Annotated in this window: 12 protein-coding genes; 2 read left to right on the forward strand and 10 right to left on the reverse strand. The window is 42.1% G+C overall.

The annotated features are described in order from the left end of the window. Window positions 1–249: 249 nt before the first annotated feature. From PQO03_RS00645 to PQO03_RS22020, 7 genes are all read right to left on the reverse strand, one after another. Window positions 250–2685 (reverse strand): alpha-amylase family protein, encoded by a 2436-nt coding sequence (locus PQO03_RS00645; protein ID WP_274150537.1) that lies wholly within the window; start codon window positions 2683–2685, stop codon window positions 250–252. Window positions 2686–2840: 155 nt separating this feature from the next. Beyond that, a complete protein-coding gene (locus tag PQO03_RS00650) occupies window positions 2841–3578 on the reverse strand; it encodes an alpha-L-fucosidase (protein ID WP_274150538.1) in 738 nt (245 codons plus the stop codon). Window positions 3579–3615: 37 nt separating this feature from the next. Then, window positions 3616–4326, reverse strand: a complete 711-nt coding sequence (locus PQO03_RS00655) for a type II secretion system protein (protein WP_274150539.1) — start codon at window positions 4324–4326, stop codon at window positions 3616–3618. Between the two features lie 623 nt (window positions 4327–4949). After that, complete coding sequence (locus PQO03_RS00660) at window positions 4950–7322, reverse strand: DUF4962 domain-containing protein (protein WP_274150540.1); 2373 nt, start codon at window positions 7320–7322, stop codon at window positions 4950–4952. Between the two features lie 206 nt (window positions 7323–7528). Next, complete coding sequence (locus tag PQO03_RS00665; RefSeq protein ID WP_274150541.1) at window positions 7529–9475, reverse strand: serine/threonine-protein kinase; 1947 nt, start codon at window positions 9473–9475, stop codon at window positions 7529–7531. A gap of 344 nt (window positions 9476–9819) precedes the next feature. Then, window positions 9820–10203: a hypothetical protein gene (locus PQO03_RS00670; RefSeq protein ID WP_274150542.1), complete on the reverse strand. Its 384-nt coding sequence runs from the start codon at window positions 10201–10203 to the stop codon at window positions 9820–9822. Continuing rightward, window positions 10092–10514, reverse strand: coding sequence for a type II secretion system protein (locus tag PQO03_RS22020; protein WP_420792841.1), 423 nt, complete (start codon window positions 10512–10514; stop codon window positions 10092–10094). Before PQO03_RS22020 ends, PQO03_RS00670 begins: the two co-directional genes overlap by 112 nt. Before the next feature lie 911 nt (window positions 10515–11425). Here PQO03_RS22020 and PQO03_RS00675 point away from each other — a divergent pair. Beyond that, window positions 11426–13069 carry a sulfatase family protein gene (locus PQO03_RS00675; RefSeq protein WP_274150543.1) on the forward strand — a complete coding sequence of 548 codons (1644 nt, stop codon included), beginning with the start codon at window positions 11426–11428 and terminating at the stop codon, window positions 13067–13069. A 51-nt stretch (window positions 13070–13120) separates the two neighbouring features. Here the strand turns inward: PQO03_RS00675 and PQO03_RS00680 are convergent, their stop codons facing one another. After that, on the reverse strand, window positions 13121–13942 hold the full coding sequence (locus PQO03_RS00680; RefSeq protein ID WP_274150544.1) for a metallophosphoesterase: 822 nt from the start codon (window positions 13940–13942) through the stop codon (window positions 13121–13123). Between the two features lie 462 nt (window positions 13943–14404). Continuing rightward, on the reverse strand, window positions 14405–15940 hold the full coding sequence (locus PQO03_RS00685; RefSeq protein ID WP_274150545.1) for a glycosyl hydrolase family 28-related protein: 1536 nt from the start codon (window positions 15938–15940) through the stop codon (window positions 14405–14407). Between the two features lie 175 nt (window positions 15941–16115). On the opposite strand from PQO03_RS00685, the gene PQO03_RS00690 reads away from it, so the two are divergent. Continuing rightward, the gene (locus PQO03_RS00690; protein ID WP_274150546.1) at window positions 16116–17258 is read left to right on the forward strand and encodes an FG-GAP repeat domain-containing protein; all 1143 of its coding nucleotides are present in this window, start codon (window positions 16116–16118) and stop codon (window positions 17256–17258) included. Between the two features lie 267 nt (window positions 17259–17525). Here the strand turns inward: PQO03_RS00690 and PQO03_RS00695 are convergent, their stop codons facing one another. Then, a complete protein-coding gene (locus PQO03_RS00695) occupies window positions 17526–18233 on the reverse strand; it encodes a type II secretion system protein (protein WP_274150547.1) in 708 nt (235 codons plus the stop codon). Window positions 18234–18615 lie beyond the last annotated feature (382 nt).

The following is an 18615-nucleotide window of genomic DNA, read 5'->3' on the forward strand; positions in this document are numbered from 1 at the left end:
TTGCTTTTTGAAAAGAGTTTTCAAATGACTCGATTTCTCGATATAACTTTTTAATATGTGTACGAAATACATTGATCCTTGCCTTTCCAATGGGACAACTATCGTATTCATGTGACTTCATATTCTTACATCCATATTATATATTTAGTTGAATGATTCATAGCGATTGCTTATGGGATGACTGTGAAAAAAAAGCTTAAGTTCCCACCCATTAGGCGCCCCCGCGGGCGGCTTATAAAAATGAAAATATTATTTGTATTTCAGTTTCCATTTAAGCTCTGTGGTATTAGCAGAGGAAAGTATAAGGCAGTTCAGACCTGCGGCTGAGTGAGCTTTGATATCGCTCTTGCCTCCCGTAGTGGCGGCCTTAAGTAGCTTGTGCCCGTTATTGGCGATGACGATTTTAAATGGCTCGCCGCCAATTACTTTGGCGGTACCGCTTAAGGTTTTACTTGCCGGATCCCAGTTAAGATCAGCGAGATCAACCCAGCCTTGAAGGATGTGGCGATCAGTGCTGATTACCTGCGGGCAAGGCGTTGCTTTGCGGATCGAGATCATCGCGCTGCAGTTAGCTTTTAGCTTTTGCTCAATACGAGCGGTGCCGGGGAGTTTACCGAGGTATTTATCTGACCAAAAATCATAGGCGTGATAAGTCCCTTTCGGATCCAAGCCGAGAGCATTATCAACGCGCTCACCACTAAGTGATGTAGAAACAACTGATGCTCTCTTTTCCGTGTTATAGAGCACTAGTTGATGCCAGTCAGGAGTTAGTTCAAGGTCATAAACTTGGGGGTCTTTTCCTCCGGTGAAGGCATCTAGTGGACGCGCGGTTTTAGGCTCTTTGTAATGAGGGTAGGTACGGGAGACCGTGTGCGTAATTTTCGGAGTGAAAAGCGAGTATGATGAGGATAAGTCTAATCTTCCACTGCTTAGGAAATTCATCGTAAGCATTGATTCTAGTATATCTTGGGAATGACCGTGTACGGTTTTTGTGTCGGAGTAGTAGTTGAAAACAGTTCTATTTTTGTACCAACGAAGGCCACTTTTTGACACCATTTGTGGCACAAACTTATTGGAGTCAGCCCAAGTTCGTTGGGTATCCACAAGCCCTGCTGTTACATCTAGGCAGGGGCGTCCAGAGACACCGAGGTTTCTTTCGTCAATAAATCCATCCTTCCCGAAAGCTTCGCGCAGTAATTTGAACGCACGGCGGTAGGCGGCATTGCAGGTCGAATAGCGGTCGTCAAAACCTCCTTCGGGACGCCAGCCAGTGGCAGCGTAATCTACCTTTACACCACGGATACCATCGTCGCTCAGTTTTTTCCAGGCTTTGACAAAGTGTTTTGAAAATTCCTTGTCTGTGTAGTCGTAGGTGGCATAGGGCTGGTGATGAGGGTGTTTAACTCTGCCAGTCCATCCCTTGCCGGGTGTTCTTTTATCAACTTTCGAAGCATCATTAAAAAGTAAATACTGAGGGAATTTCCTGGAGAAATCATCCGAAGGCATTCCGAGTTGCATGTAGATATAAGGAATACCCTTTCTGGCCCTCATCGCCTTGCTCCACTTAGCGATAGTTTCATAAGGCGGGACCAGATGTTTGAAGGTCTGCATGTGCGCATCATCCCACCAGCCTTGCTCGGTATTGAGGTTGTATTTATCTGGCTCGAGGCGCAGTGAAACATCAGTGTAGCGGGTCAATCCTGATTTGTTTGCAAGCTCAAGCTCCTCGATCAATTTTGCGGAGTTATTGATATTTGGTAGCTTGCTCACATGAGAAACACTCCAGCCGCAAGTAATGGGAAAATCATAGATATTGGGTCGGGCCTTGTTAGCGGCTCTCATGGCGAGTCCGTAGCGTTCTAGTGCCTCAAAGGGCTCGCTCGTATGAACATCTAGATAAAATGTATCTTTCGCAAAGTAGGTTTGTCCCTCCTCGATCAGACGGCCCACGGGATCCTCCGCATAGAAGCCGATGGAACTGTGGTCCAATGTATTAACGGCGGCAAACTCATTGTAGCGCAGTCCACCCCACACGGCAGTTTTGCGCGTGCCGCCTACAAGGCCCGTAAGCATGAGGTTATTAACGCAAATACGAGAGTTTTTTGAACTGACTAGGGTGCTTTGGGCGCCGGCTGAACCATTAAGTGTTTTTAGGTTTTTGATAGTTTTCCCTCCGAAAAGCTGAGCTCCTTTAAGCAAGTCGCTTTTCATCAGTCTCATACTGAGGTAGTCGGGGGTCTTGAGGCCAAAACCAAATACCAGGGCAGGGTTATTCCGATACAATGTGTATGAGAATAGATGTTGTGCGGGTAGGTGTCCGTATGTATCATCGCTATAGCGCAGTAGGTTCGAGTCAGATACCATGAGAATCACTTTCTTCCCGAGCCCTAGGACATCCTTCACATCTTCAACTTTGAGAAACTTTACGCTTGTGGGGCGTCTTCCTGATGGCAAGCCGAATTTGGCTTCCGAAAGCAAGATCTCCTTGCTCTGTGAATCAAGGATGGAGAAATCCCCCTCTTTTAAATTAAAGACAATCGAAATGATGCCATTCTCAAGTTTGCCATTAGCGTAAGTCACAGGCTTACTTGTTTCGTCAGCCTGAAGCTGCGTATTTACCAGTGATAATATAAGGCTAACTATGATTAGGCTTAAATTATTCATGTATCTTTTTGGGTCTTTCATCTTACCTCATTGTGTATTTTAATTTAGTTAATAAGTGTGGCTTGCTAATTGTAGCGAGGAGATTCGTTTCCATCCCCCGTCGGGCACCCCCTGCAAAGACTTGCCAGCCTTTGATTTGGCGAATGAAGATAGCGCGTTACTTGCAGCGAGGAGCTTCAGTCACGGCTAAAATTGTAGGTGGTGGTGGTACTCGCGCGGGGACCTACGAATAGATTAGCTACGTGACCATCAAGAAAAGCAAGACCGTATTTACTCTTGCCGTGCCAGGCATAATCATATTTATGATAAGCCCATGAGTCGTTCATGGTGGCGGAGGTTTCCCAGGGCTGCTTGATAAGGCGTTTTGGGAAGTGATTATCCATCATGGATTCAAAATCGACTTTCTCTAAGGCTTCTTTATCATTGGTTAAAATGCGGCTATTGATAAGGCAGTCAGGGTCATTTTTTCGCACGAGTGATATGAGTTCACCGAGAATATCGCGCTTTAAGGGTGTGGCATCACGTACGTTATATTTGGATACCTTGCTGGGCCAAAGCGCAAATCCATCATGATGTTTTGCGGTGATCAAGATGTATTTCATGCCGGCATTCTTAGCTTCAAGAACCCATTCGTCGGCATTGAACTTTACGGGATTAAATTCTTTTGTGAGGGCCTGATACTTTTCATTGGAGATACCAGAGGGCCAGTTTCCCTGTTTCTGAATCCATTCAGCATACATATTGCGCCCCATGATTTCACCCTCCCATTCGCCGGAAGGTATACTATAGAGTCCGAAGTGTATAAACATGCCAAAGCGGCTATCGGTGAACCATTTTGTTTTATCATGGCTTGCGGCCATGGGGGTGAATATAAGGGTAAAGAAAATCAGGATATTGAATAGAGCTTTTTTCATAAAGAACTTCCTTGCTTAACAATAATGAGCAGATTGTTTATTCTACCGGAACAAAAAAGTGATTAGCACCCGAAGTATTTCCGGCCCAGCGCATTTTTTTGCACCATGAAACATGCCCGTCAGCATATAAACCATTCGCCCCCTCAGGAAATCCGTTTGCAAAGGATGTCAGAGAGGGATTATTAGGATAAGGAGTCCATGAAGTGCCCCCTATAGAATGATTCGCGCGCCATTTGTTGTTCCATTGGTAAGCCAGATCACTCATTAAGATGTCCGCTGATCCGTTCGCAGTTATTTTCACGGACGTGTCTTCCACTTTGTTGTGGCCAGGATAGTAGTTATAATTACCGCGGGGCTTATTCCCAGTATTTCTCGGATCATCAATGGGGAGAGAGGTCGGTACGGACGGGCACATCCATACGGAAAAACTGTCACTTAAATAGGGTCCTAATAAGGTTCGAAGGTCACTATAGTTTTTATAATAATCCGGGGAATAGTCTTGGATGGCCTTGGGCATTGTACCCTTGTGGTCGTTAGCATATGAAATTACGGCTATTCCGCACTGTTTAAAGTTACTAGTGCAGACAGCACGCCTGGCTGTTTTTCTGGCTTTTCCTAAAAGCGGCAAGAGGAAGCTCGCCAGAATGGCGATGATGGCAATCGCTACCATGAGTTCGATCAGAGTAAAACCTTGTTTGATCCCTACTTTAGAGTTCCCTAAAGTACTCGGCGATGATTTTTTCTTCATAAGACATTCCTTGATTAAGTATAGTTTTTCAGAATCTTTCTGAAGCATTTACCAAGTAGCCCGAGTGGAAGTGACAGCCAACTTAATTAAATGACAAAATTTTAACTAAATAATACAATTTTTTTTCGCGTGGCTAAAATTAAGCATGGGTGATCGGTAGGGATTATTCATAATTTTGAATCTAAAAACCTATAAATACCTTCGGTGAGCGGAGAGCCTCCGCGGGCGGAATGAAAATATTTGCGATGGGCGCAAGAATCTGCACAAGGCCTGAAATTTTCTTGCAAATTTTTCAAGGGTGATTATCGTATCAATTACGGATAGTTAGCGGATATAGTAGGTATTATCATATCAACTGCGGATAAAAATTATTGGCCCGTACGGTAGTATCTCGAGCGAGGTTTGGGGCGGAGCCCCAGATATTTTTATCGCCTGTGTGGCAGCACCCCTCCGGTGGCCGAGGGGCCCTACTGAAAAAGGTAGCAGCAGGTATAAAACCCCTTAGGTTCTCTCGCATTAGGGCCAGCCCCGAACCCTGTGAGGGATGCCTCCATCAACGGGTAATTAAAAACCTTATTGTGGCAGTTTTGCTTAATGCCAAGCAGGAGCTCGGCGTTCCCCGCTTAATAAATGGGCTTTAGGTATTCGGCGACTTTCCTTGACTTGATTTTGTCTACTGTGCCGATAAGAACGGGATTCTGTTTGTCCGATACTTTGAGCAGGGCGTCCTTGCTTTTTACACTGAATTGAACGGGTTTTGAACTATCCAATTCTGCTTTAATCGTGAATCCTAAGGCTTCGAGCTCGCCATTTTTCATGCTGAGTACCTTTGGAGCCGTGGCCGCATCACCCATCTGAATAATAGTGAGAAAGCGGGTCTGTTTTGATTTATTTACAGTATCATAGCGTGCTCTGGAAGGCTGCTCTTTCCAAAAAGGCGTCACATATTTGTCGCTGAATGAATGCTCCAATTTGGAGTCAGAGAAAACCTGCAAGTCACCTCTACTTTTTGTGCTCATCACGCTGAATACACCATCTTTCGATAAGGAGCTTGTTTTAAGACGACTATTGAAAGTAAGTGCGAAGTCAGCTTTTTCTTTAGCTTCAACTACATCATAGACCACAAGCAGATTAGGGCGACAGAGCGCGACGTGACGGTCGTATTTGCTCAGTGGTGACTCAGGAAGATAACCATAGCCGAATTTCCCCCTGAGGTGTTCATCGGCTGTTTCATCAATCTTACCATAAGCCTGAGCGGCATCACCACAAGCGTAGGCGATCTGATCATTATCCGCAAAGTGCTTGATCCAAGCAAAATAATGCATTCCAAAGCCCTGACTCCGGCCGTTTACCAGCATCCCGTTATGGGCACGGGTATGACGATAATCAGTGTAAATATGTGGACTTGAGAAACCGGCTTTGTAGTTGCCGGTATTATAGAATAATTTCAGACCCTTATAGGAGATATTAAAGCAATTCTGACTGCTGGTCATGTGTCCGACACCACCGCCATAGGGGCTTGATTTTAAGTATACAACGGTGTTTTCCTTAGGATTATTTATATCAGAATGAAGCGCTGCGATTCCGACACCTCTGAAAACGGCTGCGCCCGGTATATATTGGGGCCTAGGAGCGTCCATCCAGTCTTCGCGAACTTTATTTTGTTGTATGTAGTCCATCTCCGAAATCCATATATTATTAAATTTCTGCTGCTCTCTAAGGGTCCAGGCGGCGAGGGGATTATCTTTGATTTGACGGAAAAGTAAGTTGTGTTCCATGCCGTACATCGTTCTATTTCTCTTTTCTGCCTTATCACCAAAACCGGGAACAACTCCTCCGAATCCGGAACAGTAGCTCAGGTAATCTGACGTGCTTTTGTACCAGGGCAGACTTTCATAGAGATTGATACCGCCAAGTAGCAAGTCCTTGGGGACATTCATGAGTGTGACGCCGTTTACATGAAAATACCCTTGACCATTCGCCCAGCCGCCATCACTTGGACCGACAATCGGGAATTTTGACATGGCTAGATTATAGGCGTATTCCAAATGTTCGTGAGTTTCAGGATGATCATGAGCCATCACCATAGCGGTGCGCAGGTAGCCAAACATCGACATCTGCCAGAAATGATTATCCAAGGCACGCGCCTCCAAGTCACCTCTCATTCGTGTGTGGAAATCCAAGACTAACATGGCTTTCTCTTTAAACATTTTGTGTGTATCAGCATCGTGGTAGTGATAAAAGGCATCGTACATGCCTGCAAGTTGGCCCATCACCCTTACGGCAAGGAATTTGTGACCCGGCTTAAGTTTTTCTAAAGCAATTTTAAAAAATTCGGCTCCTTTTTTAGCAAATTCTTCATCACCCGTCAGGTAATACCCTTCTTGCATCAAGTTAATTAAGGGATTTTTTCTTCTAATCAATGATACGTAATTGGCCGTGTAGGGATGCTTTGCAGCTCTTACCCTGAATTCTTCGACACTCTCCCCTGCGAGGTTGATACGTGGATGTGCTTTCGGGATTGCCTCGAGAAAATTTTTAAAGGATTTTATCTGTTTAGTATATGAGCTATCATCTACTTTGAATGAATGGGTTTCAGACCATTCGCCCCAGCTAGAGTTATCCTTTTGTTTTTGATGGCGCCAGTACCAGCGACCATTATTCAATGGCTCATGATGATTGTATATAGCCCAGGGCTTGGCTTCTGATAAGGTGGTTTTTCCGGGGGGAAAGGTACTATCTGAACTCAACTCTATGCGGTAAGTCTTGCCTCGCTCTGCAGGCCAATAGAGTGGTTGTGGGTTGCAGTAAACAAGTTCACCTTGTGATGGTCGAGCTTCTTGCAAGCGTCCCGTATGAAGAGCTTTTTGCTTATAGGTGCTTAGCATTTCGGGGGCTGTTTTTTTTATTTGAGATGAATTAGCTAGATCTTTGGACTGACTATATCCAGACAGCAGTACTAAGTAAAAAAGTGGAGCTAGAAGGTAGTGGCGCATAAGCAATTCCTTAAAAGGGGGCTGAGATTAATGATTTCTGCGTCATTTACCAAAGCCAGCAAGTGGAAGTGACATGGAAAGAAAAAAAATCATAAAAATAAGAAGAGGATTTCAAGAAAGGAAGAGCGAGATACCGCCGCATGGATCAGTGCTTTTTATCTGCCTATCGAGCAAGATTCCTAACCACGGGATGAGGGCTTTGCTGATTATTGGATGATGCCTGAAGCTTTGAATTTCCTCAGCAGGCGAATGTCCTTAGTCGTCGGGTACAGTTCTTCAGATAGCTCTAAGGATTCTAAGCTAGGATAATCATCCAAAGTACTTAAATGGATGAGCTTTAAATCATTCATAATGAGATTTTTTACTTTGAAATCTTGAAGAGACCTAAGATCATAAATGATTGTTTTAGATATATTGAGCGTCTCAATTTCAAGGCCCTTTAAAGGCATTAGACCTCGGACTAGGGTATCGGAGATATCTAAGACTTTGATTTTTTTCATGCCCCTCAAAGCATCTAAACCTCTTAAGAAACTGCCGTGTAAGTGAAGTTCTTCAATCGGCAGATTGATAAAGGGGGATAAGCGAGCGAAGTCCTTACCAGCTGAAAAAATTATTTTATTATTGACGACGCGAAGCTCGTAGTCTGTTATATTGGGGTTGAGGACTTTAATTGATTTCTCTAGAAAGCTGCGATAGTTTTCAATATTGGTGTAGTTCCGATTTTTCAAGGAAAAAACTTTGTCAATGATTCCTGGGTAATGCGCCTTATCAAGAGCTTGGATTTTTTGAAAAAAATACTCTTCAGTACTTGCTTGGTTCAAACTCTGAAGATGTTTTATGAGCTCAATGAATCGCTGCTCGCGTGCGGGTGCTTGTTGGCAGTGCAGGAGCGCCAGAGGCAAATTATTCTCCAAAAAATAAAGTTGGGCCAAAAGCCAATGAGTATTAGCATTGCCACCATAGGACAAGGCAAGATCTGTATTTAGTTTTGTATTGGTAAAATCAAAGTGTTTATAAGCCTTTAGAGCTAGATCGTTATGGTAAGGAACCGCCTTCTCCGCAATAGCTTTATTTTTAATTTTGACTAATTCAATTTTATGTGAATAGACTAAGCTGACAATAGAGATGACAAATAGTGCAGATATCAGTATTGAACAGATCTTCCTATTTCTTTTGAAGTAGAGTTTAGCAATTTCTATAGGGCTGGGCTGGTCGGCTTTGGGCGAGCGATCATCTAGAAAAAGGTCAATGTCATGAATGAGTTCGTCTACGGATTGGTAGCGTTCAGAAAGCTCGAGTTGCATGGCTTTTTGGCAGATCGCCATCAAAGGTTTTTGAAAACGAGCGCGAGTCATTATGCTTCCCGTGGCAAGCTTATCGAGAACTTCCTTGGTAGCTTTCCCTTCAAAAGGGGCTTTTAAAGCCATGGCATGGAAGAGCGTGGCACCCAAAGAATAGATATCGGAACTCAAACTTAGACTTTCATTACGTAAACGCTCTGGCGCGATGTAGCCGATGGTGCCCAGGACTTTGTTTTGATAGAATTCTGAAATATTATCAAGCTCTTGAGCAATGCCCCAATCACAGACTTGCACGGAGCCATACTCACCAATGATGATATTATCTGGCTTTATATCTAAATGGATAACTCCTTTTGAATGAGCGTAGGAAATGGCATGGCAGACCATTTTGAAAATATTTAATAAGCTACGGTAATCATATTTTTTTACAGAGTCGTCATTAGCTTCATCTAAGTGATGTAAAATACTTCCTAGGCTCTCGCCTTTTACATATTTCATACTGCAAAATGGGAGCTCGTTTTCATCTAGGGCAAGTTCATAAACGGGAACGATATTGGGGTGTGCGACGAGCGCTAAAATTCTAATTTCTTTTAAAAAGGCACACAAAAATTCATCGCTAGATTTTTCTGTTAGGGGTTTGGCGATGGCCACATCTCGATCAATAACTTTATCATAATGTAGAGTAATGTTTTTCATCGCTCCTTGGCCAATGGAGCTTAGGAATTTATATCTCTGCTTAAAATCCATCGGAGCAATAGACTGCAAGTCTTGCTTATTATCTGAAGTACGCTCATCCAAGGCTTCTTGGAAAATGTTGTACATACTCTGGCTGATTTTATTTTTCTCAGGCATTTATATTCTCATTAAAAGCTCGTATTAGCATAAAATTCAAGAACTTGATCGAGTGTGTTTTATCAATAGAAGGGCAATTAGCGGAGTGACAAAAAATTTATTATGAAAAAATGATTTATTGTATAAAAAGCAAAATAAATATCTGAACTAGAACATGTTTTAATTATACGAGCTCGTATAAGCCGTCTTTTTAGAAAGTCTATTCAGATGAGCATCAACTAAAAGATACTGAAAATAGTCTCATTTCTCATCGGATGATTTACAGTCCTACAGGCGACTAAAGAAGAATCGTAGCAATACGCTCTATGCAGTCAAAAAAACCGAAAGTGGATTGGTGAAGTAAATTATTGATCCTGCATAGTGTGAGCGATACCTTTATGCAGGTAGGCCACATGGCCATCGACAAAACTATACTGAAAGTAATCCAGGTATTTATGCTGTGATGCACCCGAATAACTAGTGATTCTTCTGAGCACTGAGTAGCTAAATTGACTGCGTCGATTATCATTACTGAATCGCTCACCGAGTAGGATGACACTGGCGGGATCAGAGAAAGTACTGACCTGATGACTAACACCTGGATTAGTGTATTGATCTCCGCTACTACCCGCACCAGTTAAGTTATTGATATCACTTGTACGGTAACTACTATCACTACTGCCGCCGTTAAGGGCATAAGAACGTCCGACGTAAATACCGTAGTCGCTAGTATCGGAAGGACAGAGCATGGTTCTATCACCAAGAATGGAAGCTGGAGCTTCTGCGACTTTAAATTTTTTCTGATTTTTTGTGTATCAGTTAAATCATAATTGATTTGATCGTCCCAGGTGACCTTTTTTTCAGCAGCAGGAGGGAAATGCGAGTCATTATCATCGGTAAAAATCCAAGCGCGCATGGATAGCTGCTTTAAATTACTCGTGCAGACGGCTTGTTTAGCTGTTTTTCGGGCTTTGCCTAAAACTGGGAGTAAGAAACTAGCCAAAATTGCAATAATGGCAATGACTACTAAAAGTTCAATTAAGGTAAACTTATTTTTCATTCTGGCCTCACTTTATAAATTGGGACTGATAGATTTATTCGATAATGTATATCCGTATATTGCTATTACCGAAGGATTTCTTTAGATGTGACATCAAAAAGTTTTTTAATTCGTAGAAAGCTGAATCCGTGAACTACATTTAGTTAATCAGCTTGCTCTTTCATACCTCGTTGATTGACAGCTTTTTCAAAAAATCTAGGTGTGCTACCACACAGGCAACTCTATTTTCTTTCACCCGCGAGGGTCTCCTAATGGGTGAGAACTTAAACACATGCCGAAGGTATGTAGTAGGGTAGCCACCGGATTTATCCGGTGGGTATTGTTAAAAAATGATATTCATGCCGAAGGTATGAAGGAAACGCTCTGCAGCGTACCTTCGGCACGCACGATTCTGTTATTCAAACACCACGGACTTAGGTCCATGGCTACTTTCCTAAGCTCTTCGAGCTCAAATAATTAATGAAGTGATAAAATATATGGGGCTCCGCACCAGTCGCCGGGTCAAGGGGTGCTGCCACACAGGCGGATAAAAAGCATTTGCCCATACGGCAGTATCTTGGTGGGAGTGTGAGGGACTCGTCCCTCATTTAGTCAAACTTGGGGCTCCGCCCCAGTATAAATACCTCCGGTGGCCGAGGAGCCCTCGGGGCCTTACTAAAAAAGCTATGCAGCACGTATAAATACTCTTAAGTTCCCACTCATTAGGAGAGCCTCCGCGGGCGGGCTAGCTTCGCAAAATTCCTTAAAAATCCCAAGGCTAGTCGCTGCGCTCCTATGCTTAATTTTAGTTGAACAGAGTAATCGTGAATCTTTAAACATAGAGGAATTTGAGTGCAGAGGACAAAGATTGACTGCTCTGACTTGTTTTTATGGGTGAAATAAGTTTTAATTTAAGAACAAGAGGATTTTTTATGAAGAATTTTTATGGCCTAGTTATTTATTTGTGTGCATGCTTTAGCATTCTCGGAGCGGAAAAACCCAATATCATTGTTTTGCTGACGGATGATCAGCGTTATGATACGCTGGGCTGCATGGGCAATGATCAGGTGAAAACTCCACATATTGATAAACTCAGTGCGCGCGGGATCACGTTTGATGCTCACTACACAAATACGCCCATTTGTTTGGGGAGTCGGGCAAGTCTGATGACGGGCATGTATGAGTATACCAATGGCTGTAATTTTTCTCATGGTAATTTAAGTAAAGAATTATGGAATGAAGTGGCTTATCCTGTGATCTTAAGACGCAATGGATATTTCACTGGCTTCATAGGAAAATTTGGTTTTCCTGTAGATGCAAAAAATTACCACGAGTATGAATCACTGCCGATTGAAGACTTTGATCGTTGGTATGGTTGGACGGGCCAAGGTTATTTTGAAACGGCCAAGAATAAGTATATGGAGAAATTTGCGGCTGATTATCCACACGTCACCATGGCGACTGCCGTGGCAGCTTGTGAGTTTATTGATGAAGCCCAAAAGCAGGAGAAGCCCTTCTGCCTTTCACTAAGTTTCAAAGCTTCACATAAACCTTTCTCACCAGATCCGACTTACGATGATGTCTACAAAGATACCGTTTGGAACAAGCGAGCCAATTACGATGAAGCAGGTGCGCGCAAGCTGCCTCCACAAGCTAAATTGGGACGTCAATATTTGACCATAAGGGATTTTAAGCCAGAAAATTATCAAGAATCAATGCGTAAATACAATCAACTGATTTACGGAATCGATCAGGCAGTGGGGCGCATCACGGCGAAGTTGGAAGCTAGCGGTCTCAGTAAAAATACGGTAATCATTTATGCGACGGATAATGGCTATAGCTGTGGATCGCACGGTTTTAGTGGAAAAGTTCTTCCCTATGAAGGGCCCTCACGTGGCCCAATGATCATCATGGATCCACGTAGTGATCAAGCGGGGAATCGCGCACCGGGTGTGACGGGTAATATTGATATACACCCCACGGTTTGTGAACTTGCAGGGATTGCGATTCCCGCAAAAATTAATGGTAAGAGCCTGGTTCCAGTACTCGGAAATAGTGAAGCCCGAGTACGTGAAGCGATGCCAGTATTTAATTTTTGGGGTTCGGCGGCCACTCATGAGATGACCATGATTACCGAGAAGTTTAAGTATATTTACTGGTACCACGAGGGTGATGGTATGCTAGCGGCCGAAGAACTCTACGATAGGCAGAATGATGCGGTGGAGATGAATAACCTAGTGACGAATCCGGAAATGGAACCCCAATTGGAGAAAATGCGTGAGCTCTTTGATGCACAGGTACAGCACCTACGCGATCATGCGATGCCCGATCGTAATTATACTGAGTACGGCAAGTTACTCGATCGTAGCCTGGCTTGGGAGGAAAAAAAGAATCACGTTCAAAAAACTTTCGCCAAAGGCTATGAGCAAATGAAAGATATTGCCGCTAATGGTCAAACGAAAAAGCCTAAAAAAGACAAGGCTGAAAAGTCAAAGAAAAGTAAAGACGGCAAGCCGCGCGTTCGCAAGCCCAAAGATCAGCGTAAGCCAAAGGAGGAAAAGGCTAAAGAGGCTTAATACCCTTCTTCGAGAATCAAAATCAGCTGCAAGTGAATTTAAGCCAGAGATTTATTTACGGATGGGTAAAGTGCGATTGCCCTCACGTCCAAAACCCTGAACTGCAATATTTTGTGAGTCCAGTTTGATTGTTGCGTAGGAGCTTTCATCAGTATCCACCATGCCTTTGAGTGTGAGGTAGTGAATTCCTTTTTTAAGCGCATAATTTCCTTTGTGATTATGGCCATTGATGTAGGCTTTAACGCAAGAATACTTTTCAAGTAGGGTGATGACTTCTGCTGCATTCCATAAATTGTGGGGGTCTTGAGGGAAAATGGGGAAATGGCAAAAGAGAATGACTTTTTCATCATTATTCTGAGCTTCTTTTAAAAGCGACTCAATCCAGCTTATTTGTGGAGTACCAATAGCGCCATTCCACTTGGGAGACTTAATTTTATTTGTCTCGTAATAGACTTCAGCTGCTTTGTAGGGCTCACTTCCTTTTGGATAGGCATGGAAACTGACATCATTGCCATCGAGGATAATAAAGCGCCAATTATGTTTTTTGAAATCATAGTATTTGGCCGGCATGCCCATTTTATTTGGGACGTCTTTTTTGTACTTGTCAGCGACATCAAAATCATGATTTCCCAGGACTTGATGATGGGGACTTTTGAGCTTGTTATAGATCGGCAGGACGTCATCAAAACTTTTGAAATCACGATCAATAAAATCACCTAAATGAACGACAAATTCTAAATCCATGGTGTTGAGATGATCGACACATTTCGATAACTTTTGCTTAGATAAAGCGTATTTTCTGACGCCTTTCGATTTTTGATTACAGTATTGACAATCAGCAATGGCGCCAAAGTTAACTGCATTGTCTTTCATACTAGAGCATGAAGAAAAAATGACTATGAGCAAAGTCAATTTTATGATATTGAAGATGGTGTTGATGATGTGACCTCAGTTTTAATTTTAATTTCAAAAGATTTATATAAAGAACACGCCTAATCGAAGCTTGAAACACTTATTTATAAGTTTTTATCTTTATAAGTCAAAGTTTTCTCTAATTATCTGGTGCTCATTTCTATGAAGATAATTATAAAAGATAATGCATGAATATAAAATTTGCTTATCAGCATTGCTTAAAAAATTCTTACAACACAAAGATCTGATTAAGTTATTTGATGAAGATTTTTCTTGGTCATGAACTTACCTAAATGATTGGATTTATGTGTGATATGCGACTGTCTTTGCCTAGTGAAAAGCTATCACGTATCTACTCATCGGTATATAAGGGATCTTAACATCTTAGATGTAAAAATCGTCTTATTATTTAATGTTTAAGGATTAGTGATTTTTATTAGATGCTGAAGAAGATTTTTTTCTGAGTCTCTTTTGCAATTGAGCGGAATGGATATCTGCGGGTATGAGTTTCTGGGGCTGAATATCTTCATGTTTAAACATGGAGGGCGCTAGATCTTTTTTGAAATTAAGACCAATAAAATTGAGTGATGGTGGGCCGAAATCGTCTTTGGGAAATTTAATTTTTTTCTCAGTTCGAATATTCCAAAAAGTCCCCCTAGCACCACAATGCTTACCCAAGCCTTTGCCACCTCCGCAACGCCACAAATCGCTACCGATACCAGCATCTAAATTTGAAAAAAGGTTTTCGTAGGGAGCCTGACGATGGTGATCGAGACTGAGGTTGAGTCCTCGGCCATTTTTGAATACATTGCCGCGATTGGCGTGACTGAGTCCTAAATCGTGAATAAAATGGGTTTGGAAATCAAAGTTTTCGAAAAGACAATCAAGTCCTGCGGAAAGACCATGGTGCCCTGTATAGCCCATATGATTATTTTTTAATTTGAGTCGATCGGATTTAAAGACGAGATCCATCGCCGTACAAAACTGTCCATGCATATAGAGGCCGCTATCGCAGTTTTGAAAATGAACATTGCGAACCCAGCAATTAGCCACAGAATTTAAAGCAATTCCATTTTTGCCACGTTCGCTAAAATGACCTTGGTAGGCGGTGTTGGGAAAAGTTATACTTAAGTCTTCAACTCCGCTTTCACTTACAGATGGATTAAAAGTTTTAATGAAAGGATTCCAAGTTAATTTGATATCAAAAGGAAGGGGGCGTTCAATCAGAATTTCTTGTGTATTTACGGCGGTGATCTTTGTGGTGAATTTTGTTTTTACCGTTTTTTTCAAATTAGTGATGTCTCCGCTATCACCGGAATAGAGGTATTTGATTAGAGATTTGTTTTTGTCTTCCCTTAATTCGATGGTGATATACTGACCAACCTTGAGTTTTGCGGGATTCGCAACAGAAATTGAATAAGAACCTCGCTCAGCTTCTTGGGTGATTTTTGAAATGAATTTTTCACGGTAGGATCCTTTTATCCAGATGAAACCACCTGACCATGAGTAGTTGGAAGTGGCCTTGCCTGATGTGGTTTTCCCCATATTAGGGCGAACATCCTCAAGGTCGGGACGAAATTCGAGTATGGTTTTTTCTGGGCCAGCACCACGCAGTGCAATATTTGATTTTTTTATCCACAGAATATCACTTAAAATGTAGTGGCCAGCGGGAATGAAGATGACTCCACTTTCAGTTTGTTCGATAGCTTTTATGAAGGCCTGGGTGCCATCTTTACCCGAATTGGGGATGGCGCCATAATCGGTCACGTTTGTAGTAATGGGGACACGAGGAATCGCTTTTTCACCTGAATGATAGCCGGCAAAAGAGAAATCGGGGAGCTGACTCTTAGGCGTCCAAAGTTCACCTTCTTTGCCCCATAAAGAGGAATGTTGACCAACGCCCAAAAGCAATGATGATAGCTGGATACAAATAATAAAAAACTGTAATTTCAGGTTCAAGGGCGACTCCGGCAAATAAATGTTTTCATGATTTTGAATAAAAAGATACAGTATGAGTACAAATTTTTGTCTGTCTCTGTCTATTTAAGTGTAAACATAACATCTTTTCTTCGTATATGAATAATAAGAGATAAAAGTATTCTATAGAATTTGCTAAATTAAAAGGTTTTTAAAGATGAATAAAATTTTATGCTTAGTGATATTTCTCGTATTAAGTACTCAGGCAAAATTGAAGTTTGAGATGCGAGAGCTGTTTTCAGGAGCCAATGTGAATTCAGCTCAAGTGTGGGATTACGATGGTAATGGTCATGGAGATGTGATTTTTACAGCCAAGAATCAATTAAATATTGCGATGGGTCCTGAATACAAAGTAAAAGTCGTACTCGAGATGCCAGCCGGTTTTCGCAAGCAGGCCATTCATTCGCGCTTGATGGATGTGGATGGCGATGGCGATATGGATTTTGTGGGAACAGGCCAAGGGATTTATTGGCTTGAATGTCCAGACAATCCTAGAGATACTTGGTCCTTTCATCAGATCACTTTGGATTTCTCGGGCAGCCACTGCGTTTTAATTGCTGACGCCGATGAAGATGGCCAATTAGATATAGTAGTGAATAACTTTCAGCCGGCTGAATTTAAGCGTCACAAGGGACCCACAAAGAATCTTTATCCATCTTCAATTATTTGTTATCCTATACCGAATAAGCCAAAAAATCAGCATGAATGGAAGGCTTACCCCTTGGCAGATGGCGATGCTCCAGGCGGATCCCATTACATGTCAATGGCAGATATTGATGGCGATGGCCAACAAGAAATGTTTACGGGTGCGAAGGGAGAAAAGTTTAAAAATGGCAATTATTTCGCGATTTGGAAAGCCGGAAAAGATCGCTTAAAGCCCTGGGATAAAATTAAAGTTTTCAAGGACCAAATGGGTGCCACTCACCTGTATGGAGCAGATCTAAATGTTGATGGCTTAAACGACTTAGTGGCCTCTCGCGGTCATGGCAAGGGACTCTTATGGTTTAAGGCGCCTGACTTCAAAGCGATAGAAATTGATGTGCAACTCGAGCGTCCGCATACGATGGATATTGCCGATCTCGACAATGACGGAGATATAGATATTTTGGCATGTGGCAATGATTCAAAACGGCTCGAATGGTATGAGAATGATGGCAAGGGAAACTTTACGCGGCATATCATTAGTGAAAATCAGCAGGCTTATGATGTCAGTATTCGCGATATAAATGGCGATGGAAAATTGGATTTTGTGATCGCCGGATGGCAGCAGCAGAGTGTGAGGATTTACTTTCAAAAGTAAGATTCAAAAAGCCAGGCCAGTACTCGGGGTACTTTTTTGTAGTGAGTAATCTCATCAGCTTTAAAGTCACCCCCCCTTTTGAGGCGTCGTAGAGACATTTTTGTTCGTATCTTTCCCCATGAGCAATGACGGAAGCATGATTAGGCATATCAATAAACTTTTAATTAAACTAAGATTCACCTTCTTCCCTTTATTTTAAGTCAAGTATACAGGACTCAATTGCCTATATGGATGGGAAGAGGATAAAGAAATGGGAATTTTTAGTGGTCAATTAGGCTCGTGAAGAAGTGCATTGTAAACATTAGCTTCGTGAAGAAGCCTTACACTACCATCGGCAAATCCCGTATTGTAGCGGGTGTAGAGTTCGTGGGTGTTTTCAGGTTCTAGGGTGGTGGCCCATTGGGTTCCCATGTGTGAATCGCCATTAGCACCTAAAGATTTTTCTGCGTGATCATCGTTTTGCATAAAAGTTAAGACTTCACTACTCTTTCCAAGTGATGACATTTTGATGCTTTCACCCCAAGTTGTCCCTAGACCACTGAAAGCAAAACGTCCACTGGTGTTAGCGGTATTATATACATAGGAACGAGGATTGCGATCACCATTTCTGACTATGTCATCTGCGGGGCATTTAAAGGGGTTTTTCTTGGTGAATTGGGGGTAATTTGTTCGGGTAAGTTTAACTCCATCCTTTTGAGAGTCTGTTAAGGACACACTGAGGTAGTCAAAGAGCTGATCATCCCAGATGATTAAACTACTAGAGTGTTTGCGCTGAGGAACGAAATATTGGTCATTATCGTCCGTATAATTGTAGAGAGCATAGTTAAGTTGCTTGATTTGGCTTTTACATGAAGCAAGTAAAGCTTTTTTACGAGCATTGCTTAAGGAAGGTAAGAGTAAGCTACCGAGAATACCAATGATCGCTATGACCACCAGCAGTTCGATAAGAGTGAATGATTTGCGTGTAAAATACATAATGAGTTCCTGTCGCTAATATATGTTGATATTAGCTAATACAGAAACAAAAAGATATTTTAAACTGGAAAAGTTAAATAACTTGGATATTTACTTTTCTACAGCTATTAATTTGACGACAATATAGATTGAATCTATGAGTCAAATTAAAGGTCGTCATCTCAATCTAATTCATTGTCGGATTAATAGCTTAAAGGTCTAAAGATTATTATTTTTGAAAAAAGGGGGCATGATTTACACCCTCGAAGAGGGCGAATTAATTGACCGTCTTCGATGATCTAATGATGGATAATCAATTCCTTGGGAGTGGGCTTTGCCTTCCCCCCAAGGCTAAAAACATAGCGCATCTTCGATGCTATTAATTTGACGACAATCATGGATT

The sequence above is a fragment of the Lentisphaera profundi genome, assembly GCF_028728065.1.
Classification (GTDB): domain Bacteria; phylum Verrucomicrobiota; class Lentisphaeria; order Lentisphaerales; family Lentisphaeraceae; genus Lentisphaera; species Lentisphaera profundi.

Bases quoted from the DNA above. Each gene is read 5' to 3' on its own strand.
- PQO03_RS00645 (WP_274150537.1), bottom strand. From the start codon at position 2,685: ATGAAAGACCCAAAAAGATACATGAATAATTTAAGCCTAATCATAGTT.
- PQO03_RS00650 (WP_274150538.1), bottom strand. From the start codon at position 3,578: ATGAAAAAAGCTCTATTCAATATCCTGATTTTCTTTACCCTTATATTC.
- PQO03_RS00655 (WP_274150539.1), bottom strand. From the start codon at position 4,326: ATGAAGAAAAAATCATCGCCGAGTACTTTAGGGAACTCTAAAGTAGGG.
- PQO03_RS00660 (WP_274150540.1), bottom strand. From the start codon at position 7,322: ATGCGCCACTACCTTCTAGCTCCACTTTTTTACTTAGTACTGCTGTCT.
- PQO03_RS00665 (WP_274150541.1), bottom strand. From the start codon at position 9,475: ATGCCTGAGAAAAATAAAATCAGCCAGAGTATGTACAACATTTTCCAA.
- PQO03_RS00670 (WP_274150542.1), bottom strand. From the start codon at position 10,203: ATGCTCTGTCCTTCCGATACTAGCGACTACGGTATTTACGTCGGACGT.
- PQO03_RS22020 (WP_420792841.1), bottom strand. From the start codon at position 10,514: ATGAAAAATAAGTTTACCTTAATTGAACTTTTAGTAGTCATTGCCATT.
- PQO03_RS00675 (WP_274150543.1), top strand. From the start codon at position 11,426: ATGAAGAATTTTTATGGCCTAGTTATTTATTTGTGTGCATGCTTTAGC.
- PQO03_RS00680 (WP_274150544.1), bottom strand. From the start codon at position 13,942: ATGAAAGACAATGCAGTTAACTTTGGCGCCATTGCTGATTGTCAATAC.
- PQO03_RS00690 (WP_274150546.1), top strand. From the start codon at position 16,116: ATGAATAAAATTTTATGCTTAGTGATATTTCTCGTATTAAGTACTCAG.
- PQO03_RS00695 (WP_274150547.1), bottom strand. From the start codon at position 18,233: ATGTATTTTACACGCAAATCATTCACTCTTATCGAACTGCTGGTGGTC.